Origin of the sequence: Echinimonas agarilytica, from assembly GCF_023703465.1 — a bacterium.
Taxonomy (GTDB): domain Bacteria; phylum Pseudomonadota; class Gammaproteobacteria; order Enterobacterales; family Neiellaceae; genus Echinimonas; species Echinimonas agarilytica.
This window is the reverse complement of the sequence record NZ_JAMQGP010000006.1, coordinates 21782-47659: the sequence shown is the minus strand read 5'-3', so window position 1 is coordinate 47659 and position 25878 is coordinate 21782. Positions and strand designations below refer to the sequence as shown.

25 protein-coding genes and 1 tRNA gene are annotated in these 25878 nt (G+C 47.0%); 13 read left to right on the top strand and 13 right to left on the bottom strand.

Translation table 11 applies throughout. The features are described from left to right. Positions 1 to 12 precede the first annotated feature (12 nt). Together NAF29_RS11945 and NAF29_RS11940 are read right to left on the bottom strand one after the other, a co-directional pair. A complete protein-coding gene (locus NAF29_RS11945) occupies positions 13 to 804 on the bottom strand; it encodes a general secretion pathway protein GspB (protein WP_251261811.1) in 792 nt (263 codons plus the stop codon). Then, the gene (locus tag NAF29_RS11940) at positions 804 to 2348 is read right to left on the bottom strand and encodes an ExeA family protein (RefSeq protein WP_251261810.1); all 1545 of its coding nucleotides are present in this window, start codon (positions 2346 to 2348) and stop codon (positions 804 to 806) included. Before NAF29_RS11940 ends, NAF29_RS11945 begins: the two co-directional genes overlap by 1 nt. Positions 2349 to 2496: 148 nt before the next feature. Between NAF29_RS11940 and NAF29_RS11935 the strand changes: the two genes are divergently transcribed. Beyond that, positions 2497 to 3741, top strand: a complete 1245-nt coding sequence (locus NAF29_RS11935) for a multifunctional CCA addition/repair protein (protein ID WP_251261809.1) — start codon at positions 2497 to 2499, stop codon at positions 3739 to 3741. A gap of 32 nt (positions 3742 to 3773) precedes the next feature. Here NAF29_RS11935 and NAF29_RS11930 read toward each other — a convergent pair whose 3' ends face one another. Then, positions 3774 to 4934, bottom strand: a complete 1161-nt coding sequence (locus NAF29_RS11930) for an iron-containing alcohol dehydrogenase (protein ID WP_251261808.1) — start codon at positions 4932 to 4934, stop codon at positions 3774 to 3776. 181 nt (positions 4935 to 5115) lie between these two features. On the opposite strand from NAF29_RS11930, the gene NAF29_RS11925 reads away from it, so the two are divergent. Further along, on the top strand, positions 5116 to 6015 hold the full coding sequence (locus NAF29_RS11925) for an AraC family transcriptional regulator (protein WP_251261807.1): 900 nt from the start codon (positions 5116 to 5118) through the stop codon (positions 6013 to 6015). Here the strand turns inward: NAF29_RS11925 and NAF29_RS11920 are convergent. The 4 genes from NAF29_RS11920 to folB are packed head-to-tail and all read right to left on the bottom strand — an operon-like array spanning position 5997 to position 8164. Beyond that, positions 5997 to 6452, bottom strand: coding sequence for a GNAT family N-acetyltransferase (locus NAF29_RS11920; protein ID WP_251261806.1), 456 nt, complete (start codon positions 6450 to 6452; stop codon positions 5997 to 5999). The two genes, NAF29_RS11925 and NAF29_RS11920, sit on opposite strands and share 19 nt — an antisense overlap. 33 nt (positions 6453 to 6485) lie before the next feature. Beyond that, the gene (locus NAF29_RS11915) at positions 6486 to 7289 is read right to left on the bottom strand and encodes an undecaprenyl-diphosphate phosphatase (RefSeq protein ID WP_251261805.1); all 804 of its coding nucleotides are present in this window, start codon (positions 7287 to 7289) and stop codon (positions 6486 to 6488) included. A 27-nt stretch (positions 7290 to 7316) separates the two neighbouring features. Continuing rightward, a complete protein-coding gene (gene folK / locus NAF29_RS11910) occupies positions 7317 to 7799 on the bottom strand; it encodes a 2-amino-4-hydroxy-6-hydroxymethyldihydropteridine diphosphokinase (protein WP_251261803.1) in 483 nt (160 codons plus the stop codon). A gap of 5 nt (positions 7800 to 7804) precedes the next feature. Beyond that, positions 7805 to 8164: a dihydroneopterin aldolase gene (gene folB / locus NAF29_RS11905; protein ID WP_251261802.1), complete on the bottom strand. Its 360-nt coding sequence runs from the start codon at positions 8162 to 8164 to the stop codon at positions 7805 to 7807. Positions 8165 to 8310: 146 nt separating this feature from the next. On the opposite strand from folB, the gene plsY reads away from it, so the two are divergent. After that, complete coding sequence (plsY, locus tag NAF29_RS11900) at positions 8311 to 8922, top strand: glycerol-3-phosphate 1-O-acyltransferase PlsY (RefSeq protein ID WP_349665580.1); 612 nt, start codon at positions 8311 to 8313, stop codon at positions 8920 to 8922. Here the strand turns inward: plsY and tsaD are convergent. Then, entirely contained in the window at positions 8919 to 9932 is a 1014-nt protein-coding gene (gene tsaD, locus NAF29_RS11895) for a tRNA (adenosine(37)-N6)-threonylcarbamoyltransferase complex transferase subunit TsaD (RefSeq protein WP_251261799.1), read from the bottom strand. The two genes, plsY and tsaD, sit on opposite strands and share 4 nt — an antisense overlap. A 210-nt stretch (positions 9933 to 10142) precedes the next feature. On the opposite strand from tsaD, the gene rpsU reads away from it, so the two are divergent. The 7 genes from rpsU (at position 10143) to NAF29_RS11860 (ending at position 19610) form a co-directional block, all read left to right on the top strand. Beyond that, the gene (gene rpsU / locus NAF29_RS11890) at positions 10143 to 10358 is read left to right on the top strand and encodes a 30S ribosomal protein S21 (RefSeq protein ID WP_251261798.1); all 216 of its coding nucleotides are present in this window, start codon (positions 10143 to 10145) and stop codon (positions 10356 to 10358) included. 20 nt (positions 10359 to 10378) lie between these two features. Further along, on the top strand, positions 10379 to 10828 hold the full coding sequence (locus tag NAF29_RS11885; RefSeq protein WP_251261796.1) for a GatB/YqeY domain-containing protein: 450 nt from the start codon (positions 10379 to 10381) through the stop codon (positions 10826 to 10828). Positions 10829 to 10917: 89 nt separating this feature from the next. After that, positions 10918 to 12678 (top strand): DNA primase, encoded by a 1761-nt coding sequence (gene dnaG, locus NAF29_RS11880; RefSeq protein ID WP_251261795.1) that lies wholly within the window; start codon positions 10918 to 10920, stop codon positions 12676 to 12678. A gap of 99 nt (positions 12679 to 12777) precedes the next feature. Then, entirely contained in the window at positions 12778 to 14628 is a 1851-nt protein-coding gene (gene rpoD, locus NAF29_RS11875; protein ID WP_251261793.1) for an RNA polymerase sigma factor RpoD, read from the top strand. Positions 14629 to 15008: 380 nt separating this feature from the next. Next, positions 15009 to 16157, top strand: coding sequence for an efflux RND transporter periplasmic adaptor subunit (locus NAF29_RS11870; RefSeq protein ID WP_251261792.1), 1149 nt, complete (start codon positions 15009 to 15011; stop codon positions 16155 to 16157). 13 nt (positions 16158 to 16170) lie between these two features. Next, positions 16171 to 19323, top strand: coding sequence for an efflux RND transporter permease subunit (locus NAF29_RS11865; protein ID WP_285817741.1), 3153 nt, complete (start codon positions 16171 to 16173; stop codon positions 19321 to 19323). 210 nt (positions 19324 to 19533) lie between these two features. Further along, positions 19534 to 19610: transfer RNA gene (locus NAF29_RS11860), tRNA-Ile, on the top strand. 228 nt (positions 19611 to 19838) lie between these two features. On the opposite strand, the gene NAF29_RS11855 is transcribed toward NAF29_RS11860, so the two are convergent. The 3 genes from NAF29_RS11855 to NAF29_RS11845 form a co-directional block, all read right to left on the bottom strand. After that, positions 19839 to 20300: a Fur family transcriptional regulator gene (locus NAF29_RS11855; RefSeq protein WP_251261790.1), complete on the bottom strand. Its 462-nt coding sequence runs from the start codon at positions 20298 to 20300 to the stop codon at positions 19839 to 19841. A gap of 74 nt (positions 20301 to 20374) precedes the next feature. Beyond that, positions 20375 to 21619 carry an ABC transporter permease gene (locus tag NAF29_RS11850; RefSeq protein WP_251261788.1) on the bottom strand — a complete coding sequence of 415 codons (1245 nt, stop codon included), beginning with the start codon at positions 21617 to 21619 and terminating at the stop codon, positions 20375 to 20377. Further along, positions 21616 to 22335, bottom strand: a complete 720-nt coding sequence (locus NAF29_RS11845) for an ABC transporter ATP-binding protein (RefSeq protein ID WP_251261786.1) — start codon at positions 22333 to 22335, stop codon at positions 21616 to 21618. The genes NAF29_RS11850 and NAF29_RS11845 overlap by 4 nt, the downstream gene beginning before the upstream one ends. Positions 22336 to 22451: 116 nt before the next feature. Between NAF29_RS11845 and NAF29_RS11840 the strand changes: the two genes are divergently transcribed. From NAF29_RS11840 to NAF29_RS11830, 3 genes are read left to right on the top strand one after another with little or no spacing between them, the layout of a single operon-like run. Beyond that, positions 22452 to 23015: a DUF3299 domain-containing protein gene (locus NAF29_RS11840; RefSeq protein WP_251261785.1), complete on the top strand. Its 564-nt coding sequence runs from the start codon at positions 22452 to 22454 to the stop codon at positions 23013 to 23015. Between the two features lie 50 nt (positions 23016 to 23065). Continuing rightward, on the top strand, positions 23066 to 23581 hold the full coding sequence (locus NAF29_RS11835) for a hypothetical protein (RefSeq protein ID WP_251261784.1): 516 nt from the start codon (positions 23066 to 23068) through the stop codon (positions 23579 to 23581). Between the two features lie 19 nt (positions 23582 to 23600). Continuing rightward, complete coding sequence (locus tag NAF29_RS11830; RefSeq protein ID WP_251261783.1) at positions 23601 to 24200, top strand: ZrgA family zinc uptake protein; 600 nt, start codon at positions 23601 to 23603, stop codon at positions 24198 to 24200. Between the two features lie 20 nt (positions 24201 to 24220). Here the strand turns inward: NAF29_RS11830 and NAF29_RS11825 are convergent, their stop codons facing one another. Continuing rightward, positions 24221 to 25273, bottom strand: a complete 1053-nt coding sequence (locus NAF29_RS11825; protein ID WP_251261782.1) for a CobW family GTP-binding protein — start codon at positions 25271 to 25273, stop codon at positions 24221 to 24223. Between the two features lie 163 nt (positions 25274 to 25436). Beyond that, positions 25437 to 25832 (bottom strand): MerC domain-containing protein, encoded by a 396-nt coding sequence (locus NAF29_RS11820; RefSeq protein WP_251261781.1) that lies wholly within the window; start codon positions 25830 to 25832, stop codon positions 25437 to 25439. Positions 25833 to 25878 lie beyond the last annotated feature (46 nt).

Below are 25878 nucleotides of genomic sequence, written 5' to 3'. Positions count from 1 at the left end.
AGAACACATCAATTACCAGTCGGTCAGCGCTGGTAAAGTGAATTGCTGGCCCTGCATTTCAAGTATCACTCGGTCTGGCAAAATAGCCTGCACTTGAACATCATTGCCAATCCAATCGCCTTCTCGCAGCTCGGAGCCATTGACTTTAATCATGCGTTTTTGCACATCTGACGAATACGAATGTGCATTAAAATTCATACTCGGCACTTGGTTTTGGTAGCTCTGAGGCTTTCGTGTGAGCGGTTCAACGCTTTGATAATCTTGGCGCACCATCGATTTCGGATTATCACTAATAGTAGCACTCACAGCTTGATTAAATAATGCTTCTAGCTCTGACCCCGATAAACGTTTTGCTTCACCTGTGCCGCGGTCTAAGTCAGAATCATGATCAACTTTAGGCTCAACGATCGCTTGCGCCTTACGCTCGCCGTTTGCAATGCCGGCTGACACGGGTGAACTGGGCAAAGGTTGAGTATGAGTTTCAGGTTGCGGCACTCGCACTGCAGCAATGACGACTTTAGCGCGCGCTGGGTATTGGCTGTAATCTACCGACCCCAGCAATTCCACATCTGTTGGCGGCACATCAGCAACAATCACTTCTGCCTCAGGAGATTGGCGATTCCAAGGCTGCAAAATTAACGCTGAGGCAATGGCTGCAACAACCAATGCCAAACTCACAATCGGCCATACAAAGCGTTGAGCAGAGGCCTTGCTCGCCACACCACTTTGAGTGTGAATACTGGGCACATGCCCGACTTCAGCATCACTCGCATTACGCTTAAGGGCGTCTAAAATGTAGGACATTAGATTTCCCTCTGTGTGATAGATGGTGCTTCATCCATTGCCGCGTTTAACTGAATAATAGTTTTCTCACCCGCAATACCGTCAGGCTCTAAGTTATTGGCCAATTGGAACCAACGCACACGCTCTGACAACTGACCATCAAATTTACGAAGGGGCCGAGGTGTTTGGCCTTGTAAAAAGCTCAATTGAGTTTCCAGCCATTGAACTTGCGATGGCAACGCATTGTTACCAATCGCGCCCACATAGCCTTCCGGAGGTTGCCACAATACCACGGCAGACCCCTGATAATGAGACTCCAACCATTGCATACTCGTTTTAAGCTGTTGCCCCCCAGAATGCAGCAGCACGTTGACACCATCTTGCGCCACGAGCACAGCATAGAACTGCAAATTTTTATCATCTTTGAGTTTCAACAGCAGCGGGTGATCAAAGGCAATCAGTTGCGCCAACGTCGCCTGACTCCACAAACACTTTAAACCATAACCGCGTAAACTCTGACAATCAGAACGGGGTTGTTGCACGCCCCACACAGCAGCAATTTCACGGAACCCTTCGGGTAAACTGCGGCTTGAGGCTGCCACTTCATGCCATTCAGGTATTGTGTGCTCTTCAACAATTACCGGGGCGACTTTAGCTTGAGGCCAAAACGACCATGCCACCATGCCGACGGCCACAAGCGCTGCAATTCCGGCAACGGCGTGCCATAGAATATTGCTTCGCTCAGAGGTGTTTTCTTCCAACCCTTGCACTTCACGCGCTGCGGCTTTGAGTAACTTGCCATCCACTTGCCATTGTTGCGACGAATATGCCGCCAACATAGCCCGATCACATAACAGATTGATCAACCGTGGAACACCACCAGAAAGCCGATGCAATTGAGTTAACGCGCTACGCGTAAAGATCGGACGCTGACAGTCTGCGACTTTCAGGCGGTGTTGCACATAGTGCACAACATCCTCACGCGACAGAGGCAGCAGGTGGTATCGCGCGGTAATGCGCTGGGCTAATTGCCGCAACTCGCGTTGGCGCAACAGCTCTTGAAGTTCAGGCTGGCCAATCAAGATGACTTTGAGCAGTTTTTTCTTGTTCGTCTCTAAGTTAGTCAGCAAACGCAGTTGCTCGAGTACTTCGGGTCTTAGATGCTGAGCTTCATCAATGATCAGCACCACGTTTTCGCCCGCTTCATGTTGCTCTAGCAAATGGTCACGAATGCTATCAAAGAAGGTTTTAATGGTGTCTTTATGGGCGTCGTATGGAAGCCCGAGCTCATCACAAATAGCCGCCATCAACTCACGCGCATCTAGTGCCGGATTCAAGATAAATGCGGTTTTGGTATTTTCCGGAAGCTGCTCCAGCAAACAACGGCACACAGTTGTTTTGCCCGTGCCCACTTCTCCTGTAAGTAGGACAAATCCGCCCGTGTCATTAAAGCCAAAGGTTAAATGCGCCAACGCTTCGCGATGTCGCTCACTCAAAAACAAATAGGCAGGGTCCGGTGCAATAGAGAACGGAACCTCAGATAAGCCAAAAAATTCGGTATACATTGGGACAACCAAACGCTACTAGTGGCGTCAAGGTATCGCCTGACACCACTGATGTCAAAGGGCACTTGGACGCAATTCGCCATTGGTTCGGGTTGTCACCCTTTGAATGCAAGTGATAGGCTTTCACTTAGAGTAAGGGAGAGGTTCAATGCAAATCTATCTGGTGGGCGGCGCCGTCCGCGACAAATTATTAAATTACCCCTATCACGACAGTGATTGGGTTGTTGTAGGAGCAACACCAGAAGACATGCTAAGCCAAGGCTACCAGCAGGTTGGCAAGGATTTTCCGGTATTTCTGCATCCGAAAACACATGATGAGCACGCCTTAGCCCGCACAGAGCGAAAATCAGGGCATGGCTACACTGGATTTGAAGTGCATGCGAGCCCCGATGTGACGCTAGAGCAAGATCTTCAGCGTCGCGATCTGACCATCAACGCGATGGCAATGGCCGATGATGGCACCATCATCGATCCGTACAACGGGCAAGTCGACTTGGAACAACGCGTGCTTCGGCATGTATCGGATGCTTTTGTAGAAGATCCGCTTCGAGTGTTGCGTGTGGCTCGCTTTGCGGCTCGCTATCATCAATATGGCTTTAGCATCGCACCTGAAACATTGACACTGATGCAACAACTGGCTCACAGTGGCGAGCTTGGTCACTTGACTGCGGAACGAGTTTGGAATGAAACCCAACGGAGCCTTGAAGGCAAGTACCCTCATGTTTACTTTGACGTGCTGCGCCAATGTGATGCACTCAAGGTACTATTTCCTGAACTAGACGCCCTTTATGGGGTGCCTAATCCTGCGCGGTGGCACCCAGAAATCGACACCGGCGTGCATGTGATGATGGTGCTTGAACAAGCAGCCAAATTAACGCCGCTTAGCAGCGTGCGTTTTGCCGCTTTGGTACACGATCTCGGTAAAGCCATTACTGATTCATCAAAATGGCCGTCTCATCACGGGCATGAAATGCTTGGATTACCGCTGATCAACGACATTTGTGATCGTTTTAAGTTACCCAATGATCACCGAGAGCTGGCGCTTTTAGTGGGAGAATTACACGGTAAGGTTCATCGTTGCTACGAGCTAAGAGCGGATACAGTGGTTAAAATGCTTAACCAATGCGATGCTTGGAGAAAACCTGAGCGATACGATTTGTTTTTGACAGCCTGTGAAGCGGACCATCGAGGGCGGTTAAATTTTGAAGATATTCCGTATCATCAAGGTCAATATCTGCGTGAATGTTATCGTGCAGCTCATGCCGTCGATGTTCAAGAAATCATCGCTGAGGGTATCAAAGGGCCGGCAATTCGAGAAGCACTCACAACACGCCGAGTCGTTGCAGTGCAACGCATCAAAGATCAATGGCAAGATAACAAACAGCCCGCATAAAGGGGGCTGTTTTCGTCTTTACCAAGGTCGGGTTACAAGGTTGATGATTCAACCACCACTTCTAATATTTGACGAGAGTGGTCTAAGGTGATCGCTTGGTTTTCACCCAGCGCCAACATACCGTGCAGCTCAAGTTGTCCCATAATGGCATTAATCGCGTCAGATTTTTCGCCTTTATATTCGGTAAAGCGAGTCGCAACATTCAAGCTTTCATAAAACCGTTCAATATATTCTACGGTTTGTTCAGCCAATTCCGGCGATGGTGCTAGCCCAAACACGTTTTGTCCCATTTGTTCCAGTTTGGCGCGTTTGTATTGCATTTGGTTGCGTAACAGAGATGAATGCACAGCCGCTAACGAACGTGCATGATCCACACCATATAAAGCCGTTAATTCATGACCAATCATATGGGTTGCCCAATCTTGGCTTACACCAGAACCAATTAAACCATTCAACGCTTGGTTTGCCGTCCACATTAAATTTGCACGCCAAGCATCGTTGTCGCGCTTGTCAAACTCACCCGCTAACACGTTTAAGTTTTTGAGTAAGGCTTCTGCATATCCATCTTGTACCATTGCTCCAGCGGGCGCAGTGATGTATTGCTCGCAGATATGTACCCACGCATCCACCAAACCATTAATAAGTTGGCGCTCTGGTAATGACTTCATCACGTCAGGGTCGAGTACTGCAAATGCAGGCAACACCGCAGGTGACATGAACGGAAGTTTATCTTGGGTTTCGGCTTTAGTGATCACTGCACCCATGTTCGATTCAGATCCAGTTGCAGGCAACGTTAGTACCACGCCTATCGGCAGTGCTTCTGTCACTTGGTGCTTGCCCATTAAGATGTCCCAACCTTGGCCTTCATATTGAGCGGCCGCAGCGACGTATTTTGAACCATCAATAACCGATCCTCCACCCACGGCAAGGATCACATCCACATCTTCTTTTTTTGCCAAAGCAACAGCTTTGTCTAACGTTTCAACGGTTGGGTTCGCTTCAACACCAGAAAACTCGATCCATTGGTGATGCTTCAATGCATCAGACACTTGGTCGAATACGCCATTGCGCTTGATTGAGCCGCCACCGTATATCACGAGTACTTTTTGGTCGGTTGAAATTGCATGTGAGATTGCAGAGATTTGGCCTTGACCAAAATGAATATGGGTCGAATTCACGTAGGAAAAGTTCATCGTTCAGCCTTTATATTAATCAATGAAATGTCGGGGCCTTGATTTAGCGCCGCTAAAAACAGTGAATGCATATTAATATCAAAAATTACCAATAAAAAGCATCAAAAATGCAATTTTATTGCCTATTTCTATTTTTATAAGTAATTTATATAGAATCAAACAATGAAGTAAATTGAATCACATGCATCATTTAGCCAGCCTCATGCAGTCGTACGTTGACCGGAATAACCTTCATTCGCTCAATGGCGTCTCCGCGACCTCAATTCCCGGTGTGAAGTTTTACCGCGCAGACAAAGGGAGTCCTCGCCAGCCCTTTATTTATGACGCCGGTATTATCATCATGGGCCAGGGGCATAAAACAATTCACTTGGCTGATCACCAGATGTCTTACGGGCCAGGGGACTTTTTGGTTCTCGGCGCACCACTTCCGCTTGAGTGCGAAGCATTTGCTGACAATGGATTACCGATGATGGGCCTGTCGATCGAGATTGATTCGCCATTATTGCATCGCCTTGTCAACGACTTGCAGGCCTTTACACACGCCACCGGGCCGGACAAAGGTCCATTAGACTGCTGTGTGAAGTCGGTGCACTTATGTCCTCCAATGCTCGACGCGACGCATCGTCTATTGCAAGCGCTATTGCATCAAACCGATGCACATATGCTGGGTGAATCCATCGTTTCTGAGATTATTTATCGTGTTTTGGTCAGCACGCAGGGCCATGTGCTATTCGATTTAGCGCGTCATGATGGCCACTACGCTCGGGTGACTCGGGCATTGCACAAAATGCATCAGCAATATGCAGACCCCATTACAGTGGAAGTACTGGCCGAAGAAGCCAATATGAGCGTGTCTGCATTTCACAAAGCATTTCGATTAGTGACACGTGAATCGCCGCTACAATATTTGAAAAAAGTTCGTTTGAACAAAGCGAAAGAGTTGATTGCGGCACAGGGCAAGCGTGCCAACGATGCCGCTCGATTGGTAGGCTATGCCAGCCCATCGCAATTTAGCCGAGAGTTCAAGCGTCACTTTAACGCCACACCTAAAACTCTGCTCAATCAGTCGGCTACGGCATAAATATTGGGCTGATGCCGCATCATCAAAGTGCTAGCATCGGCCACCGTTTCAAATCCAAATTGTTGGTAAAGACCGTGCGCATCTTGGGTGGCTAACATGAAGCGCCGAAGCCCTTGCAAGTCTGGGTGCGAATCAATGCAGCGCATTAACCATTTGCTCAAACCCTGTCCTCTGTGTTCGTGAAGCACAAATACATCCGATAGATAGGCAAACGTGGCTGAGTCTGTGATCACGCGGGCAAAGCCAATTTGTTCCAAAGCAGTGTCGTGTTGGCAGTAAACGCCAAAACACAAAGAACCGTCGATACTCCGTTCAACAACCACTCTTGGAATATTCTTAGCCCAGTAACTGTCCGAGATAAAATCATACACCGCTTCTTGATTCAGCAGATTTTTATCTGTACTAATGACATATTGCTTGTGCTGCCAACGTTCCATTTTGCACCACCCTTTACATTCACTGGCAAGAATTTACCAAGCCATGACACCCAATGTGATCAGTACAGCACCCAGCGCAGCGCGGTACAAAACAAATGGCAGCATGCCAATCCGATCAATCAATTTCAAAAAGTAATGGATACAAACCCAAGCACTTACAAAAGAAACCGCCACCCCAATGGCTATGGCACTCCAATCAACCGGTTCTGGGTTTTCCATTAATCCCAGCGCTTGGTTACCACCGGCAAGCAGAATAATAGGAATCGACATCAAAAAGCTGTAACGCGCAGCGGCTTGGCGTGTTAATCCCAGCAACAAAGCCGCGGTAATAGTAATTCCAGAGCGGCTGGTTCCGGGAATCAACGCCAACGCTTGGGCCATGCCTAATGCGAGCGCGGTCTTCCAAGTCACGGTGTACTCGTCTCGCGTTTCTCGACCTCGTTTATCAGCCCAATACAGGACAGGGGCATAAAACAAAGTGGTGATAGCAATCACCCAACTTGAGCGCAAATGCATTTCGATGACACCGCTGAGCATTAATCCAAAAATACCAGCGGGAATAGTGGCAATGACAATACTCCAAGCCAACCACCCTTCGGCTGTTTGCTGGCCGCGAATGGAGCCAAACAATGCCACAGTCAGGGTCACTATTTGTTGACGAAAGTACGACATGACAGCAAGTAAGCTACCGGCATGTACGGCTACATCAAACGCTAACCCCTGATCCGCCCAACCAAACAACTGAGATGGCAAAATAAGATGGGCAGAACTGGAAATAGGCAAAAACTCAGTGAGTCCTTGGATCAGAGCCAATACGATGGCTTCAAGAGTCGTCATTACTTATCCTTGCGAAAACGCATTACATTACCAGTCAAATGTGACCGGCTTAAGAGATTGATTTTTTCTATAGTTTTTCCACATATCTTCATATGTGTTTTGTGTAATTGGATGCACAAGTGTGGGCGCAAGCTCCGCCATCGGCCACAGTACAAATGCATTTTCAGTGATCTCATGACGCGGGATCTGAACCCCTTCATCTGTGATCACGTCATCATACAACAGCAAATCCAAATCAAGCGCTCGGTTGCTAAACTTAGGACCGCTTCTTACGCGGCCATTGTCGTCTTCAATTCGCTTTAAGCGAGCCGCTACATCTTGAGGGCTTTCTTCGGTTTCAGCTGCAATCACCAGATTGTAAAAGGCGGGACCAGAAAAACCGACTGATTCGCTCTCATATACTGACGACACAACAATGTTGCCATAGGCAAGCTGAATGGCAGCATACGCAGCACGAATTTTTTCGTCGCGCTGTTCGTTGCTGCCAACACTAATATAAATAGTGGCCATCGGGATTAACCTTGCTCTGAAGTGCGAACGATACGAATACCCACAGATTTAGCTGCTTTCACGGCCCCAGGCTTATGCAGTGTGATCACCACGCGCGATACACTAAACTCATTCAAAATGATTTGGGCAATTTGTTCCACTAAGGTTTCAAGCAATTCAACCCGGGCATTTTGTGTGTGTGCAATAATACGATTGGAAATAGCTTCGTAATCAAGTGTGTGCTGTAAGTCATCTGTGCTGGCAGCTTTGCCGATACAGGTGTCCATCTCAATATCAAAAAGAAGTGTTTGTTGGATTTTCTTTTCCCAGTCATACACACCAATTACAGTGTCTACACTGAGCGCTTCGATAAATACGGTATCCATGGAATACGGGTAACCCATTGTTGAATAAACACGCTGGTCGGATTGGGGCCGACCATGCTAGCGTGTAGGCTTAGCCTAGCTTGGGCTCGGATCTTAACCCACTTAAGCGTTAGTTAAAATAATAGTGAATGGATAATACACTGATAGTGACAATACTCATCCCCATCATGATTGTGGTGGCATACCTGCTGGGCTCCATTAGCAGCGCCGTTCTCATCTGTCGCATCATTGGCCTTCCCGACCCCAGAACAGAAGGGTCTTGCAACCCCGGCGCAACCAATGTGTTTCGGATTGGCGGTTGGCTTCCAGCATTGGCCACCTTACTACTCGATATTCTTAAAGGCACAATTCCCGTTTACGGTAGCTTCTTTTTAGGTTTATCTCCCTTTGCCTTAGGTTTTATTGCAATTGCAGCGTGCATTGGGCACATGTTCCCATTATTTTTTCAATTCAAAGGCGGCAAAGCCGTTGCGACAGCGCTTGGTTCGATCGGCCCTATTGGCTGGGATATGACCGGCCTGTTGCTAGGCACTTGGATTTTAACCTTACTGATCAGCCGGTATTCTTCGCTGGCATCCATCACAACCGTTGCATTGGCACCTTTATATGCATTCTGGATTGATCCCATTTATGCCATTCCAGTGCTAATGCTCAGTACCTTAATGATTATTCGGCATCGCCCCAACATCGAACGCTTGCTCGCTGGCACTGAAAAGAAAGTCACAGATAAAAGTCAGCGCCAAGACAGGTCGGTTTAAACCGGCGGCAGTGACTCTAACGGCCAACGTGGAAACACATCCACACCCTCGGTAGCAACCTGCCCTGCTTTTAAGCGCTGAAGCCCTGCGTAGGCAATCATCGCACCATTGTCGGTACATAACTCCGGGCGCGGATAATACACTCGCCCTTGGCGTTTCTCTAATTCCACTTTAAGTTGACGGCGCAATTCAGTATTGGCACTGACGCCGCCAGCAATGACCAAGCGATTAAGGCCGGTTTGCTTGAGCGCTCTGCGACATTTAATTAATAAGGTATCGACTACTGCGTCTTGGAATGCATACGCAATATCCGCTTTGGTTTGCTCGGAGTTATCGTTGTCGCGCACCGTATTCGCGGCATGTGTCTTAAGCCCACTGAAACTAAAGTCCAACCCGGGCTTGGACGTCATTGGGCGTGGCAATACAAATCGACCTGGTGTGCCGTTCTCCGCCATACGTCCAAGCGCTGCTCCACCGGGATAATCAAGCCCCAATAATTTCGCGGTTTTATCAAAGGCTTCACCTGCCGCATCATCCACCGACTCTCCTAATAGCTCGTATTGGCCAATGCCGTCCACTCGCACCAACATGGTATGGCCACCCGACACCAACAAGGCAACAAACGGAAAGTCAGGAATATCCTCTTCCAGCATTGGGGCCAACAAATGGCCTTCCATATGATGGACCGGCACAGCGGCGCAGCCCCATGCCATTGCAATACTGCGGCCTAGAGTTGCTCCGACAAGCAATGCGCCAATCAGGCCTGGGCCTGCGGTATAGGCTACGCCGTCGATATCGTTTCTACTGCAGCTCGCTTCGGCCATCACTTCACGAATGAGAGGAATCGCTTTACGCACATGATCACGAGAAGCCAGCTCAGGAACTACCCCGCCGTAATCTGCGTGTAACTTCACTTGGCTATAAATACGATGCGCTAATAGTCCGCCCGTTTCGTCATAAATAGCGATGCCAGTTTCGTCACAAGAGCTTTCGATGCCAAGTACACGCATATAGAGGGTTTCCAGAGTCACTGTAGATTGCTGATAAGGACGCGGATTTTAACTCGCTAAAGATAAAGACGCAAAGCTCCTTTACAATAACGTCAAAGCGGAATATGATAGCGCACCATTTTTGGCTAAGCCTGTATTTGTCTATTTCGATAGAGCTGCTTTGTCAATTGATATTTAATTTAAACAAATCGTTTTTGAGGTGATTGGCAAATGCCTGTTGTTAAAGTACGTGAAAATGAACCATTTGACGTAGCGCTGCGTCGTTTCAAGCGTTCTTGTGAAAAAGCTGGCGTTCTGTCTGAAGTTCGTCGTCGCGAATTTTACGAGAAACCAACCACAGAACGTAAGCGTAAGAAAGCTGCTGCAGTTAAACGTTCACAGAAGAAATTGGCTCGCGAAAACGCGCGTCGAGTTCGCCTGTACTAATTACTGCTGAGTTTCGCGCTATGTCTGCATTAGTTGCTCAGATAAAAGAACATCAAAAAGATGCCATGCGTGCTAAAGATAAAGCACGTTTGGGAACTCTTCGACTGATTTTATCTGAAGTAAAGCAACGCGAGGTTGATACTCGTACCGAGCTTAGTGATGACGATTTAATCGTTATCCTGACCAAAATGGTCAAGCAACGACGCGATTCAGTAACGCAGTACACCGATGCAAATCGTTTAGATCTTGCAGAGGTGGAGCAAGCAGAAATCATCATTATTGAAGAATTTCTGCCGCAACCTTTGAGTAACGACGAAGTCGAAACTCTAATTGAAGAAGCCATTGCTGAATCTGGTGCCGCAGGCATGCAAGACATGGGCAAAGTAATGGCGGTTCTCAAACCACGCATTCAAGGTCGTGCCGATATCGGCGCGGCAAGTGGAAAAGTTCGCGCTAAGCTAAACGCATAGTTTGAACTTAATGCCGCAATAAGCCGTGCTTTTTAACGAAAGCGCGGCTTGTTTGTCTCTGAATCCTGATTCAAAGGAACTCTACGAGAATGGCAATTCTTCGTTCATTTATTGACGATCTACTCGCTAGAACTGACATCGTTGATCTGATCGAAGCCCGCGTCCCTTTGAAAAAGGCGGGCAAGAATTACTCTGCCTGTTGCCCGTTCCACAATGAGAAAACACCCTCGTTTAGCGTAGCCCCCGACAAACAGTTTTATCATTGTTTTGGCTGTGGTGCTCACGGTAACGCCATTGGTTTCTTAATGGAGTTTGATCGACTCGAATTCCCAGAAGCGATTGAAGAGCTAGCAAAAGTTCACGGCCTTGAAGTCCAATATGAAGAAAATTCTTCTGGGCAACAGCGCCCAAGCCGGCCACAAGCCAATGACCAATATCAGCTGATGGAACAAGTCAGCCGTTTTTTCCGCCAAAATCTGCAACAACACTCAGACGGCAAAAAAGCCATTGAATACCTCAAAAAACGAGGACTCAGTGGCAACATCGCAAAACAATTTGGAATTGGTTTTGCCGGTGCGGAATGGGACAGCGTGTTACAAACGTTTGGACAAACACCCCAACTCAAAAACTACTTAGTAGAGTTAGGGATGCTCATTCAAAAAGACAATGGCAAACAATACGATCGCTTTCGCGATCGCATAATGTTCCCAATTCGAGATCGCCGCGGCCGAGTGATCGGATTTGGTGGTCGCGTATTAGACCAAGGTGAGCCCAAATACCTGAACTCACCTGAAACTCCTATTTTCCATAAAGGCCAAGAACTTTACGGCCTTTATGAAGTGAAGCAAGCACACCGCTCCATTGAGCATGTGGTGATTGTAGAAGGTTATATGGATGTGGTAGCACTCGCCCAACATGGTGTCGATTATGCAGTTGCATCGTTGGGAACAGCCACAACCCCAGAACAATTGCAGATGCTCTTTCGGCAGACTCGCCATGTTACGTGTTGTTATGACGGCGACAAAGCCGGCCGCGGCGCAGCTTGGCGCGCATTAGAAAATGCTTTACCGTTACTCAAAGACGGGCTGACGTTAGATTTTGTGTTTTTGCCCGATGGCGAAGATCCAGACACATTGATCCAAGCACAAGGTAAAGCGGCATTTGAGCAGCTCCTTAGTGATGCAACACCGCTTTCAAAAGTGTTGTTTGATCAATTGCTCACACAGCACAATGCGGCAACAGATACCGGAAAAAGTGCATTAGTCGCTGCCGCCAAGCCGTTACTCGAAAGGCTTCCGCCCGGCGTTTATTTCGACATGATGCAGCAACAACTCGCACATTTAGTCGGGATGCAAGAAGAACAATTATCTCGACACATTAAGGTGTCTTCATCGCCCAGCTCGCAAAATGCGCAGGGACAGATGAAAATGACACCAATGCGAAAAGCCATCGCATTGCTGTTACAAATGCCGCAGTTGGCTACAAAAGTGCCGCCGCAACCTGAATTAGCAGAACTGGATATTGCTGGCATTCAAATTTTTATGGGGTTGTTAGATCACTGCCGTGATCACAACGTCGTGCATACGGGTCAACTCTTGGAAAAATACCGAGAACATCCCGCCTATGCGAGTCTATCGAGGCTTGCTGCGTGGGATAGCGGAATCGAATCCGAGCCTGAATGCGAACTCGAGTTTATGGATATTTACAGTCATTTCATTGACCGATACTTGGAGCAACGACTTGAGCTTTTACTGCTCAAGGAGAAGCAAGGGGAGCTATCTCGCGACGAACGTCACGAATACATGGCACTTCTTCAAGCATTAAAGCCAAAACAGGCCAATGTTGACTGAATTCTTGCTGGTCGCTGAGACATGATCGTTGTATAATTGACCGCTTATGTCTGTGTTCAGCAGCAACTGTTACATCAATACTGAAAAGTGGAAGACTCTATGGAGCAAACCCAACAATCTCAGCTAAAACTCCTCGTTCAAAAGGGCAAGGAGCAAGGTTATTTGACCTACGCTGAAGTCAATGATCATCTTCCGGCTGATATCGTCGATTCCGATCAGATTGAAGATATCATCAGCATGATCAATGACATGGGCATTAAAGTTTTTGAAAGCGCCCCGGATGCTGACGATCTGTTGATGTCCGATGATAACTCCAGTCCAGATGAAGAAGCTGCCGAAGCGGCAGCTCAAGCACTTGCAAGTGTTGAATCTGAATTAGGGAGAACAACTGACCCAGTTCGTATGTACATGCGTGAAATGGGGACCGTTGAACTTCTGACGCGTGAAGGCGAAATTGTGATCGCCAAACGTATTGAAGACGGTATCAATCAGGTTCAAAGTGCGGTCGCAGAATATCCTGAAACCATCTCTCATTTGATGGATCAGTGGGATAAATTTGAAGCCGACGAAATTCGTCTGACCGATATAATCGTTGGATTTGTTGATCCAAACGACGATGGTCAAGCCGCTCCAACCGCCACTCACGTGGGTTCTGAGTTATCAGAAGAAGAGTTGGAAGACGAAGACAAAGACATCAAAAATGATGACGAAGAAGACGAAGAAGAAGTCGATACAGGCCCATGTCCAGAAGAAGCACGTGAGAATTTTACAAAACTTCGCGATACCTTCGATGACATGCGCGCAACCTTAGCCGAAAAAGGTACTGATCACCCAGACACCAAAGCTAAGATTTTGGAACTGTCGGACTTGTTCAAACACTTCCGTTTGATTCCAAAACAATTTGATTTGTTAGTTCGTAAAATGCGCGCCACCATGGACCGCGTTCGTACTCAAGAACGTCTGATCATGAAAATGACAGTGGAGTACGCAAAAATGCCGAAAAAGGCATTTGTTCAAGCGTTTGCAAACAACGAAACTGACACAACTTGGATTGATGCAGCCATTGCCTCTGGTAAAGACTACTCAGCCAAATTGAAAGATTTACAACCTGAATTACTTCGCAGCATTAATAAGCTTGAAGCAATTGAGGAAGAAGCAAAGCTTCCAATTATCTCAATTAAAGACATCAACCGTCGCATGTCGATTGGCGAAGCGAAAGCCCGTCGAGCGAAGAAAGAAATGGTTGAAGCGAACTTACGTTTGGTTATTTCCATTGCGAAAAAATACACCAATCGTGGTTTGCAGTTCCTTGATTTAATTCAGGAAGGTAACATTGGTTTGATGAAAGCAGTCGATAAATTTGAATACCGTCGCGGTTACAAGTTCTCGACTTACGCAACATGGTGGATCCGTCAGGCGATTACTCGCTCGATTGCCGACCAAGCGCGTACAATTCGTATTCCAGTGCACATGATTGAAACAATCAACAAGCTCAATCGCATTTCTCGTCAAATGCTTCAGGAAATGGGCCGTGAACCAACCCCTGAAGAGTTGGCAGAACGCATGTTGATGCCTGAAGATAAGATTCGTAAGGTACTTAAAATTGCGAAAGAGCCAATCTCCATGGAAACACCCATTGGTGATGATGAAGATTCGCACTTAGGTGATTTCATTGAAGATACCACGCTTGAACTGCCTGCTGATGCAGCCACAGCTGAGAGCTTGAAGAATGCAACAAACGAAGTGCTTGCGGGTTTAACAGCACGTGAAGCAAAAGTTCTTCGTATGCGCTTTGGTATCGACATGAACACTGACCACACCCTGGAAGAAGTGGGTAAGCAGTTTGATGTAACACGCGAGCGTATTCGCCAGATTGAAGCAAAAGCACTGCGTAAATTGCGTCATCCAAGCCGCTCTGAGTTACTCAGAAGCTTCTTAGACGAGCAATAATCAACACCACCTCAAGAAGCGCGGCAATGTCCGCGCTTTTTTTATGCGTGTAATCAATGGGCCAAGATGACATGCACGGATGGTCCTAAATAAATAAATTTATGTAACTTGTAAAAAAATATTACCCTCTCACTTCACTCTCACATCAAATAGCTCAAACCTAAAAATCAACTAACAAACAATAATTTAGATAAAACCAACCTCCATAACGATTGTTTCAATACACTTCAAACGCTGACTCGTGAAGGAGTGTTCGCTAAAAAAACAGCCTCTTTAACACGACGGGTCATATCTGTTTACAACTTATTAAACTCATCCCGTGAAAACCTCGTTATTATTCATAATGTATACAATTTAATTTCTATCAATGAGCCAATGTTATGAACACAAAATGGATGAAGGTGATTTTGCCCATCGCCGCAATAGGATTTGGAGTCGCAGGCTTCATGACAATTAATGCAACGGCAGCGAAACCGGAAGACATCGCGGTTGTAGACACGCGCCCCACTGTAAAAGTACTTTCGGCAACGGCTCAAGACTACCAAGTTACCATTAGCAGCTTTGGTGAAGTTCGCCCACTTGAAAGCACAATGCTCGCGCCTCAAGTTTCTGGTGAGGTGGTGAGCTGGAACCCGAAGCTAACCGCTGGCGGCTTGGTTGAGCGTGGCGAAGTCCTATTTTCAATTGAGAAAGACAATTATGAAGCAGCGTTGTTGCAAGCCGAAGCTAACTTAAGTCAAGCACAAGCGGCTTTGATTGAAGAAAATGCACAAGCCAAGGTTGCAGAAGCAGAAGCCAAACGCTTAAAAGACCGCACCGTATCAGACTTATACTTGCGTAAGCCTCAAGTCATGAGCGCCAAAGCAACGGTGCTTTCTGCCGTAGCTGCGTTGAAGCTCGCACGTCGTGATTTAGAGAATTGCGATATCAAGGCCCCTTACGATGCGCTCGTAATTTCTCGCGACCTCGGCGTAGGTCAATTTGTCTCAGCCGGTGACGTGGTGGCCGAACTTAACAGCATTGAAGCGGCAGAAATTGTGTTCCCAATTCCAGGGTTCGACAACCCATTTCTACCTGACAATATTGCTGATTTGGCCGCAACAGTGACAACTCAGGGGTTTAATGGATTTACCCGCAGTGGGGTTATCACCCGAGATTTGGGTATCGTCGATAACGCGACTCGTATGAGTCATCTCGTCGCTCGTATTGAAGATCCGTACAGTCTCAATACGGATGCGCCTCGATTGAAATTCGGCAGCTATGTCGAAGTGGCTATTGCCGGTCGGCAACTATCGAACGTATATCAAGTGCCGCAGAAATTAGTCTCTAATCGCACCGTTTGGACCGTCAACGGAGATGACGAATTGCATCCCAAAAAGGTTGAAGTCTTAAGGGAGGAAGGTGAGTTTTTCTTGATCGGCAGCGGTATCGAAGAATCCGACCAAATTGTCCTGACGCTACCTGAATACCCTCAAAAAGGGATGCAGGTGATCTCTGTCCCGGCTGAAACACAAGTCGCCCAACGCTAGAGAGAGCCGCACAATGTCAATCAAAGACGTGAAAGAACAAGGCATTATCGCTTATTTCGCCAATAACCCTGTGGCTGCCAACTTAATGATGCTCTTCATCATCATTATGGGCGTGATCAGTTATTTCACCATTCAGCGCCAAATGTTCCCGAACATCGAAATCAATTACATTAATATTGAGGCCGTGTATTCCGGTGCATCACCGCAAGAAATTGAAGAAAGCATCCTGATTAAGATTGAAGAGTCGCTCAAGGATGTGACGGAAATTAAGCGTGGTATATCGCGGGCATTCCGCAATTCGGGGCGTGTTTCACTGGAAATATATCCAGAAGAAGATCTATCCGATGTACTCGACAAAGTGAAACTCAGAGTCGACGGTATTGCTTCATTTCCCTCGGATATGGAGCCTCTCACAGTTTATCAGGCTGAGTTTCGCCAAGACATTATCGAGATGTCTTTGGTCGGCGACTTTCCGCTCACTGAACTCAAACCCATTGCGCGCGATGTTAAAAACGAATTGCTTCAACTTGGCAACGTTTCTTTAGTCAACCTAAGTGCTCCAGACGATGAAATTGCCATTGAGATTCAACCCGATGTGTTACGCAAATACAATTTAACACTGAACGATGTCAGCCAAGCCATTGCACGGTATTCGGCAAACTTCTCTGCCGGCCAACTTCGCACCAACTCAGGTATCATTTCGGTTCGAATCGAGAATCAGTTTTACAGCGGCCATGAATTTCGCAATATCCCAATTAAAATAGGAGCCAATGGCGCCAAGGTTTTACTCAAAGACATCGCCCACATTTCCGATGAATTTACCGAAGGCGAACGCTACTTCAAATATTCCGGCGAAAACGCCATATACATGTCTGTCAATGCCACCAAAGATCAAAATATGGTGCCGGTGGCAAAGTCGGTTAAAGACTATATTGAGCAACGCAACCAAACATTACCCCAAGGCATGCAACTCAAGGTATTGGTCGATATGACCTACTACCTCAACGCACGTCTAGAGATGATGCTGAAGAACTTACTTCAAGGCGCTGTTCTAGTGGCGTTAATGCTAACGTTGTTCTTACGGTTTAAACTCGCCATGTGGGTCATGGTAGGCCTGCCCATATGCTTCTTAGGTGCAGTCATGGCGATGCCTATTTTCGGTGTGAGCATTAATATTTTGTCGCTGTTCGCCTTTATTATGGTACTCGGAATTGTGGTCGATGATGCCATCGTCATTGGCGAAAGTGCCTACTCCGAAATTGAAAAGAAAGGTGGGGGCATTAACAATGTGGTTCGCGGCGCTAAAAAAGTCGCGACCCCAGCCACCTTTGGCGTTCTCACCACCATAGCGGTGTTCGCTCCATTTACCCTCACTCAAGGGCCAGAAGGTGCATTCTTCTACAACATTGCTGTGGTCGTGATCTTATGTTTATTCTTTAGCTTAATTGAGTCCAAACTGATTTTGCCCGCTCACTTAGCGCACACCCGCTTCAGCCCGATCAAAAAAGGTGGCTGGCGTGACCGTTTTAACACTCGCTTCTTCGGTTTTGTAAATGGCACATATAAAGACTTTGTGTCGCGCTGTGTGGAATGGCGCTGGCTTGTCTTTTGTGGATTCATCGCCCTTCTCGTCATTAGTTTTGCCTTAGTTGCAGCCAACTACGTTCGCTTTGTGCCTAGCCCCAAAGTCCCTCATGATTTTCCGAGCATTAGCATCGAAATGAATGAAAACGTGTCGGATCAACAAACCATCGATGCCTTGAAAATGATCGAAGCGACGGTGTTGTCGGTTGAACAACAAACCATCGACACCTATGGCCAAGGCATGTTGCGCGATGTGCTTGCCTTCAATGAAGGCCGAACCGAAGCCAAACTGGTCATTCCTTTGGTAGATGAGGAGTTGCGCCCTATCGACACCTTTGAGCTGGCTCGCCAATGGCGCGAACAAATTGCACCTATTCCCGGCATGAAGTCATTTCAGATCCAAGATGATGTGAATGGCGGCGGCGACGATGGTGAATTTGGGTATCTCCTCTTTGGACCTGATATTAATACGCTTAATGCTGCTGGTCGCGAATTTATTGCCATGCTACAAGGCGAGGAAGGCTTATTCGATATTAGCTCAACCATGGACCCCTCCAGCAAAGAAGTTCAATTAAGCCTTCGCCCTGTGGCCTACGATTTGGGGTTAGATCTAGCCACTATTGCCGCCCAAGTAGGTGCTAGCTTCTACGGTGGAGAGGCCCAACGCGTGATTCGAAATGGCGAAGAAGTCAAAGTCATGGTGCGCTATCCAAAGCTCACGCGCGAAAAATTTGCTCAACTGAAATACGCCATTGTCACCACGCCGGCCGGCGAAGAAGTCATGCTCGGTGATGTTGTTCAACTATCTGAGAAGCCTGGTATTAGCTACATTCGCCGCGAAGGTGGCTTCCGCAGCGTGTATATCTGGGGTGAAATTGATGAAGAAGTCATCGAGCCAAATGCTGTGGTCGATATCATCGAAGATAAACTTCTACCGCAGCTGAAGAAAGACTTCCCTACCATCAAAACCGAACTAGGCGGCTCGATTGAGGAACAACAAGCACAGCAAAGCCAACAAATCATGTTCTTTATTGCTGGTATGTTGATGGTATATGTACTGCTTGCGGTTCCACTAAAAAGTTACTTGCAACCCTTGATTGTTATGTCGGTCATTCCGTTTAGTTTAACCGGTGCAATTTGGGGACACTTCTGGTTTGGTATCGATTTGAGCATGATGTCCACATTTGGGCTTATTGCCGCAGCCGGAGTGGTGATCAACGACAGCTTGGTGATGACTGACTACGTCAACCAACGCCGCAAAGCTGGACTCTCAATTCGAGAGTCTGTCATAGAAGCAGGGTGCGTTCGCTTTAGAGCCATCACACTCACTTCAATCACAACCTTCGCAGGTGTACTGCCAATTATGTTCGAAACAAGCTTGCAAGCTCGGTTCGTCATTCCAATGGCTGTCGCTCTCGGTTTTGCCGTCATGTTTGCTACGCTCATTACACTGATCTTAGTGCCATGCCTGTACATGATTCTGGAAGATATAAAACGACCATTCGTCTTGTTGGTTCGGAAGCTATTTGGCCAACCTGCGTCGTCGACACCCGCCAATCAAGATGCTGAGTCGCGTGCTTAGTTTGCTTGTGTAAGCGTATTAAAAGTCAGAAATCAGTTGAACGGTTTCTGGCTTTTTTTATTGTGGAAGCATGAATTTGCACAAAGATTAACCAAGCAATTGAAAGCAATGATAAAGCCCTCAACAAAGCACCATCATCCCCTAGACAGCCGCCACAACTGACCCTATAATCGGCCCACTCTGATGCAAAACGCATTAGCAGTCTGATACGGCCCCTTAGCTCAGTTGGTTAGAGCACACGACTCATAATCGTTAGGTCCCCAGTTCGAGTCTGGGAGGGGCCACCACTTTCTCTTCTGTATATGTCCTAAGTCTCTCTCAATCACAAAGCACCCAGACATGGCTCCCATGCGCGCGCTAATGCTCTGCATTATCAAAGCCTGGTTCAATCAATTAAAGCTTGGTGGATAGAAAGTTTTCCTACAACGCCAAACCGGAGAAGGCACAATGGGGAAAGTCAAAATACAAAGGATTCATTTGGGAACCTGAAGAATACAAGCTCCCTATATTGCCGTTTAACTCTCTACTTTCGCTTGGCAATTCTGACACAAACCACTAAGTTCAAACTGCGATTGGAGTAACTGAAAACTGGCGGCTTCAGCAGAGCCTTTAATTTGTTCCATGAGGGCATCGGTCATGCCTACTTCGTGGCTTGCACCGCAAGATTTGCACACCAGAAAAAACTGCTCACCGTGGTTATGGTCACAAGAGAGATGGAAGCAAGCCACATACTTATTTGATGAAGCCAGTTTATGCACCAATTCTAGTTCAACAAACAAATCCAAAATACGATACACCGACATAGGCTGCATGGATGTATCATGCACTCGATTGTATTGAGCGACCAGCTCATAGGCTGACAAAGGGTGCTCAGACGCCAATAGAATAGCCAACACAGAAGCGCGTTTATCGGTAAATTTCACACCGGCACTTTGGCATTTTTGAGAGGCGCTATTGAGCCTACGTTTTACATCCATTCTAAGCTCTATTCTGTTCGTCAATAACAGGTACGCTCTGGCGTAGCAGAAGCGATACCGAGAAATTGGCTCAATTACGAGGGGCTCAATCCTACATGGAGGGCTTTGCGATAAGCACTCACCGATGGAAGTAAGGCCACAATCGAAGTGATTCCAATTGCTACAGCTAGTTGTATAAACTGACTAACTGAAAAAATGTTCGATGATACGAAAACACCGTATTGCGATGCCAGTATATCACTTGCGCTATAAAACAGCCCCCATACCACTGCCAATGAGACCGCCGTGGCGGTAACCGTTAACAAAAGCGCTTCTAGCTGGATCAATGCAAAGAGTACGAAGGGCCCTGCGCCGATAGCGCGAAGCACAGCAATTTCCTTTTGCCGTTCACGCATGGATGAGAGCAACATGGTTGTGAGCCCCAAGATGGCGGAAATAAACACACAGACAGAAATGATCCGGAGTATGTTCTCGACCGAACTAATTAACGCCCAAAGTTCAACCAAAGCAACCCCAGGCAATACCGCCATCAGCGGCTCTGTAGGGTTGTTATTAATGGCTCTTTGCACCTTAAAAATAGACATCTTCGACTTCAAACCCAGCATAAATGCAGTAATTGAAGTGGGCTGCACATCAATATGTTGCCCAGATTCAACCGCATTTTTAAGCGCCATGAGCTGGCTCGGCGGCATATGAACAGCTTCTAGCCCCGCAAGGCTGACATGAACGGTTCTATCAACAGGCGTACCGGTTGGCGCTAGCACGCCCACAACCTCAAAAGGCGCGTTGTCATGATTGGAAAAACTCACCTGGCCTATGCCGTGCGATAGAGTTATCCGCTTGCCCACCGAATAGTTCAGAGCCTTCGCCACTTCCGCCCCTAAAACAGCGTCAAAAGGCGAACTAAAAGCTTTGCCATGCTCAAATTCTAATGGGCGTTTGTCGCTATACCGATAGAATTCAAAGTAGTCGAGATTGGTACCCAGAACACGATAACCACGATGAGAATCGCCCAATGACAATGGCACAGACCAAACCACGTCTGACTGGTTAGAAATATCGTTGTAGCTTTGCCAACTTACATTGTTGGTTGCGTTCCCCATTCTAAAAATGGAGTAGAGCATTAAATTTAGCTGCCCAGTTCTGGCACCAACGATGAGGTCTACACTGGACACGGTCCGATGAAAGCTTTCTTTGGCTTGAGAGCGAATGTGTTCCACAGAGATCAGTAAACACAGGCTCACGGTCATTGAAAATAAAGTGAGTACAACTGAAGCCTTACGGTTGAGCAAACTCTTGTAAGCTAATTTAAGAATCATGACGGCGCTCGTTCAAGCTGATTAAGTTCGGCCAGATCCACAGCAACATCAAAATGAGATTGCAGCGACAAATCGTGACTCACAAATAGCAAAGCGCTATTTTGAGCGCTGCAGATGGCCATTAGATGCTTCATAAAGCTATTTCGCGCATGCGTATCTAAAGACGACGTGGGTTCATCTACAATTAGTAGTTCAGGTTCGTTAATGAGCGCACGAGCAATAGCAACTCGCTGTTGTTGACCTACACTGAGCTCGCCGCTGGAGCGTTGCAGCAGTTCCGGTTTCAATTTCAGAGCATCTAGCAGCCCGAGAAGCCTTTGTGTGAAAGCCTCATCTTGTATCAGACGCGGCTTACCGCCAAACCAAGCCGCAAGCTGGATATTTTCGGCCACTGAAAGGTAAGGAATGAGATTAAACTGCTGAAACACCACACCAATATGCTGAGCCCGGAACTGATCTTTTTGTCGGGCAGACATCGCCGTCAGCTCTTGATCAAAAAGAGTGATGGTGCCAGACGTCGGCTTTAAAACACCACTGAGCAAATTCATCAAAGTACTTTTCCCCGTACCTGATGCGCCAAAAACAAAGCACTTTTCTGCCATGTTTAACCGCCACTCTGGAATATTGATAATATCAGTACGAGTGCCATCGTATGCAAAACGCAGTTGTTCTAAAACAACGGCAGACTGCAATTCTGCAAGATTGTCTTGTTGCACAGTTATTCAACACCTGTGTGATTTCTAGGTCAAACTAAGCGATGACCATATTCATTATCGACACCCGTTATGTTATAACATTTTAATATGATTCGATATCCCTTGGAACGCTGACCATGTTGTGCCGTAATTTTAACATTGCCTTGAGCATTACTCTTGCCGTTCTATTGGCTTTTAGTGCGACTGCAAAGGCAGACAATTATCGCCAGATCGAGTGGATTGAATTGATGCCCGCTGAAGATTTGGAGGCACTGCTCAGCCCTCCAGAAAGCATTGGGAATATTGCAGATGGCAGTGATCAAGACTCAGTGGAAGGGTTATCGGGCGCGGAGGATGAAGCAACTCAACGCTATTTGAAAGCCCTTGAATCGACGGACGTGATCCGTAGTTTTGATAACACTAGCATTCGGCTACCCGGATTTGTTGTACCGTTGGAAATGACCGATGAGTATACCGCCGTGGAGTTTCTCGTGGTGCCATACTTTGGCGCATGTCTGCACCTGCCGCCTCCACCGCCCAATCAAATTGTGTACGTTAAGTACCCGAAAGGCGTGAAACTCAGCTCATTTCAAGATGCGTTTTGGCTTGAAGGAACGTTGAAAATAGAAAGCACTGAAAGCGAACAGGGCACTGCAGCCTACACGTTGGAAGTGGACTCAATAGAACCTTACTCCGAATAAGGTACAGCCGATGTTGGATCATGAATTTCTCTTACAAGCGAGCCACTAGTATGCAAACGATTCTCAACAGGAGTGCCCATATAGCCTTAGGCACCGCACTGTGCCTGTCGACGGTATCTGCATTCGGATGCGATAATCACGGACCAGTGGGGTTTGGTTATGCTGCCATCAATGCAAATTTGAATGCAAAATCAGCGCGAACCGCAGCCTTATCTCAAGCCATGGATCTTTCCATTGCACCTCGACTAACAGTACGAGCGGGCCAACCTGCTCAGGTACCGTACTCTGTCGGACTGCCAAACACCTATCATGAGGCAACGATCTCTTGGCATTCTAGCGACTCCTTGCAGCTCGATGGTAACCAAAATCAATCACTCGCCTCTGGCACGGATCATTCGCTCCATCTTACGCTTTCTTCTGATCGCCCAGGAACCTATACCGTACGTGGTAAGTTGACTGCACTCGTCGACGGAGAAGCAACTTCAAAATATAGCTATCTCCTTGTCAATGTAGTGGGTAGCCAACCTTCTTCTTCGGAAACAGCCCGTACATCAGTCACCCGTTAAACCCATCGAGAGCGCTACAATGACACGCCCAAACCACACCTTAAAAGCCACTTTATTAGCACTTGCTACAATGGGTTATCCTATTCAGTCATTGGCCGAATTTGATGCTCACCAACACGGTTTAGCCCACCTAAATCTTGTGCAGCAAGGGCAAGAGCTGGAAATTGAATTTGAATCACCATTGGCGAATTTAGTTGGCTTTGAACACAAGCCGGAAACGCCGACTCAAACGAAGACTTATTTAGACGCTGTGCATAACCTTAAAACTCATCCGCACTTTGGATTTAAGGGCGCGGAGTGCACTTTAATGCATCAAGAGCTTGAATTGCCTTTTGATTCAACGGAACTTTCAGCGGTTCAAGATAAGCATCATGAGGAACATGATGACCACCATGGAGAACATAACGAACACCATGATGAACAGCATAAAGAACACTCGGCTCACAGCAATTTAAAATCGCATTACCGTTATACATGCTCCGCAACCGTCACGTCAGTTTCGGTCGCACTCTTCGAGCCAATGAAAAACCTCGAAACTATCGAAGTTCAGTGGTTAAGCGACCAACAACAAGGAAGTGCAAAACTCAACAGAACAAGCACTTCGCTCCGTCTGCAATGATGCAAGAATTTTTCGATAGATTACCGCAGTACCGACGCAAGCAATTGATTCAGTAGGTGGTCAAAGGAGTGTTTGCTGCGGTCTATCAATTCAATACGATTTCCTTGTGATTGCTGCAAGGGCCCCACTTGCAACTCACCACCGATCAAACTAAAGCCCTTAGCTCCCTGTTCGGTATTGAACACAGCTTTCATTCGTTCGCAATCTAATGTCTTAAACGACTTTATAATTTGTTCAATATCAAACACCCAAGACGCATCAAATCGCCAGCCGCGACTAAAATAATCACCCTTGTGATTTCGTACCTCGATGTACCCTTCGGCAGGTATTTTTTCGTCAGAATTCGGCTCTTCCGCTGCAGTCGCCATCTCTTGATCAGATACATGATGAAAGATCTTGTGCGTGCCGTGTTGCTGTTTAACTTCGGATGACAGCACTGATGCGGACACTTGCATGAAATCAAGCCAATCCAATTCAATACGTCCTTGCTCAACCGAAACAACAGAACACACTTTGCCAGAGCCCAATGTGTTTACATAAGCCCGAAGGTTGTCCACTGCTGTTTCGTCATAGCAATCTGATTTATTAGCCACAATCAGGTCTGCCACCTGTAGCTGCTGATTATAGATTGGGTGGTCGGTATAGCGCTCATCTGAGATCACCCGCGGGTCAACCAAGGTGATTGTTGAACGAACATCAAGTACCTGTTGGTAGTGTTCTGATGCGAGCAGATCTAAAACTTCCTGTGGGTGACCAAGCCCCGTAGGCTCGATCAGCAAGCGATCTGGCTGAGCCTGATTTAGCAGCTTATTGAGTGTGACTTTGGTGGGCATTCCCATCACACAACACATGCACCCACCTGGTACTTCGGCCACAAACACCTCTTCATCGTGCGGATGTCGCCCCTGAAGTAAACTGCCATCAATCCCAATTTCGCCAAACTCATTGACCAGAACGGCCCAGCGTTCGTGCTTTGGCTTGCTTCTGAGCAAATAAGAAATAGCTGTTGTTTTTCCTACGCCAAGAAAACCCGTAATGATATTGGTTGGAATATGTTGCAGTGGTTTACTCATCACGTTCGCGTTTTATCAATAGATAGAAGAGGAGCTAGACGCATTGACTGGACTCCGTTTCAATAGGTGGGTTGAAAAGATATATAAATTGAGAACCGTTTGACGCGTTTCATACACATCAAACATGCCTATTCGGTCTACACTAATGACCCTTTAGAAGCCATTACGCCTTTTGACATTGCTCTGCCCGGCACGAACGGAAGTTTTTAAGGTGCCCTATCGCCACCAAAAAAGAACCCAACAGAGTGAGGCCTTTCTCACCAAACTCGCCGAATATATCGTGCCCCACCCACAAAGCTAACAGCAGGCATGTTAACCCAGCAAGCCCCCAGCTTAATACTGTCCAATGGCCATGCTTTCTACATCCCATTAGTAAAGCGATCGCACTGGTCGGTACAATTCCAACAACTAACGCTTGATGAAATGATTCGTCCGCAAACAAGGTGCCAGTTAGTGCGGGCAATACCGTCAAAGCAATTGGCAGTAGCGCGCAATGCAATACACACAAGAATGAGATTCCAATGGCGATTCCATCGAGGGTTTGAACTTTACTGCTCATGAATTGTTCCTTCACTATATTTTGGAGCCCGTTTAGAGTTTCATTC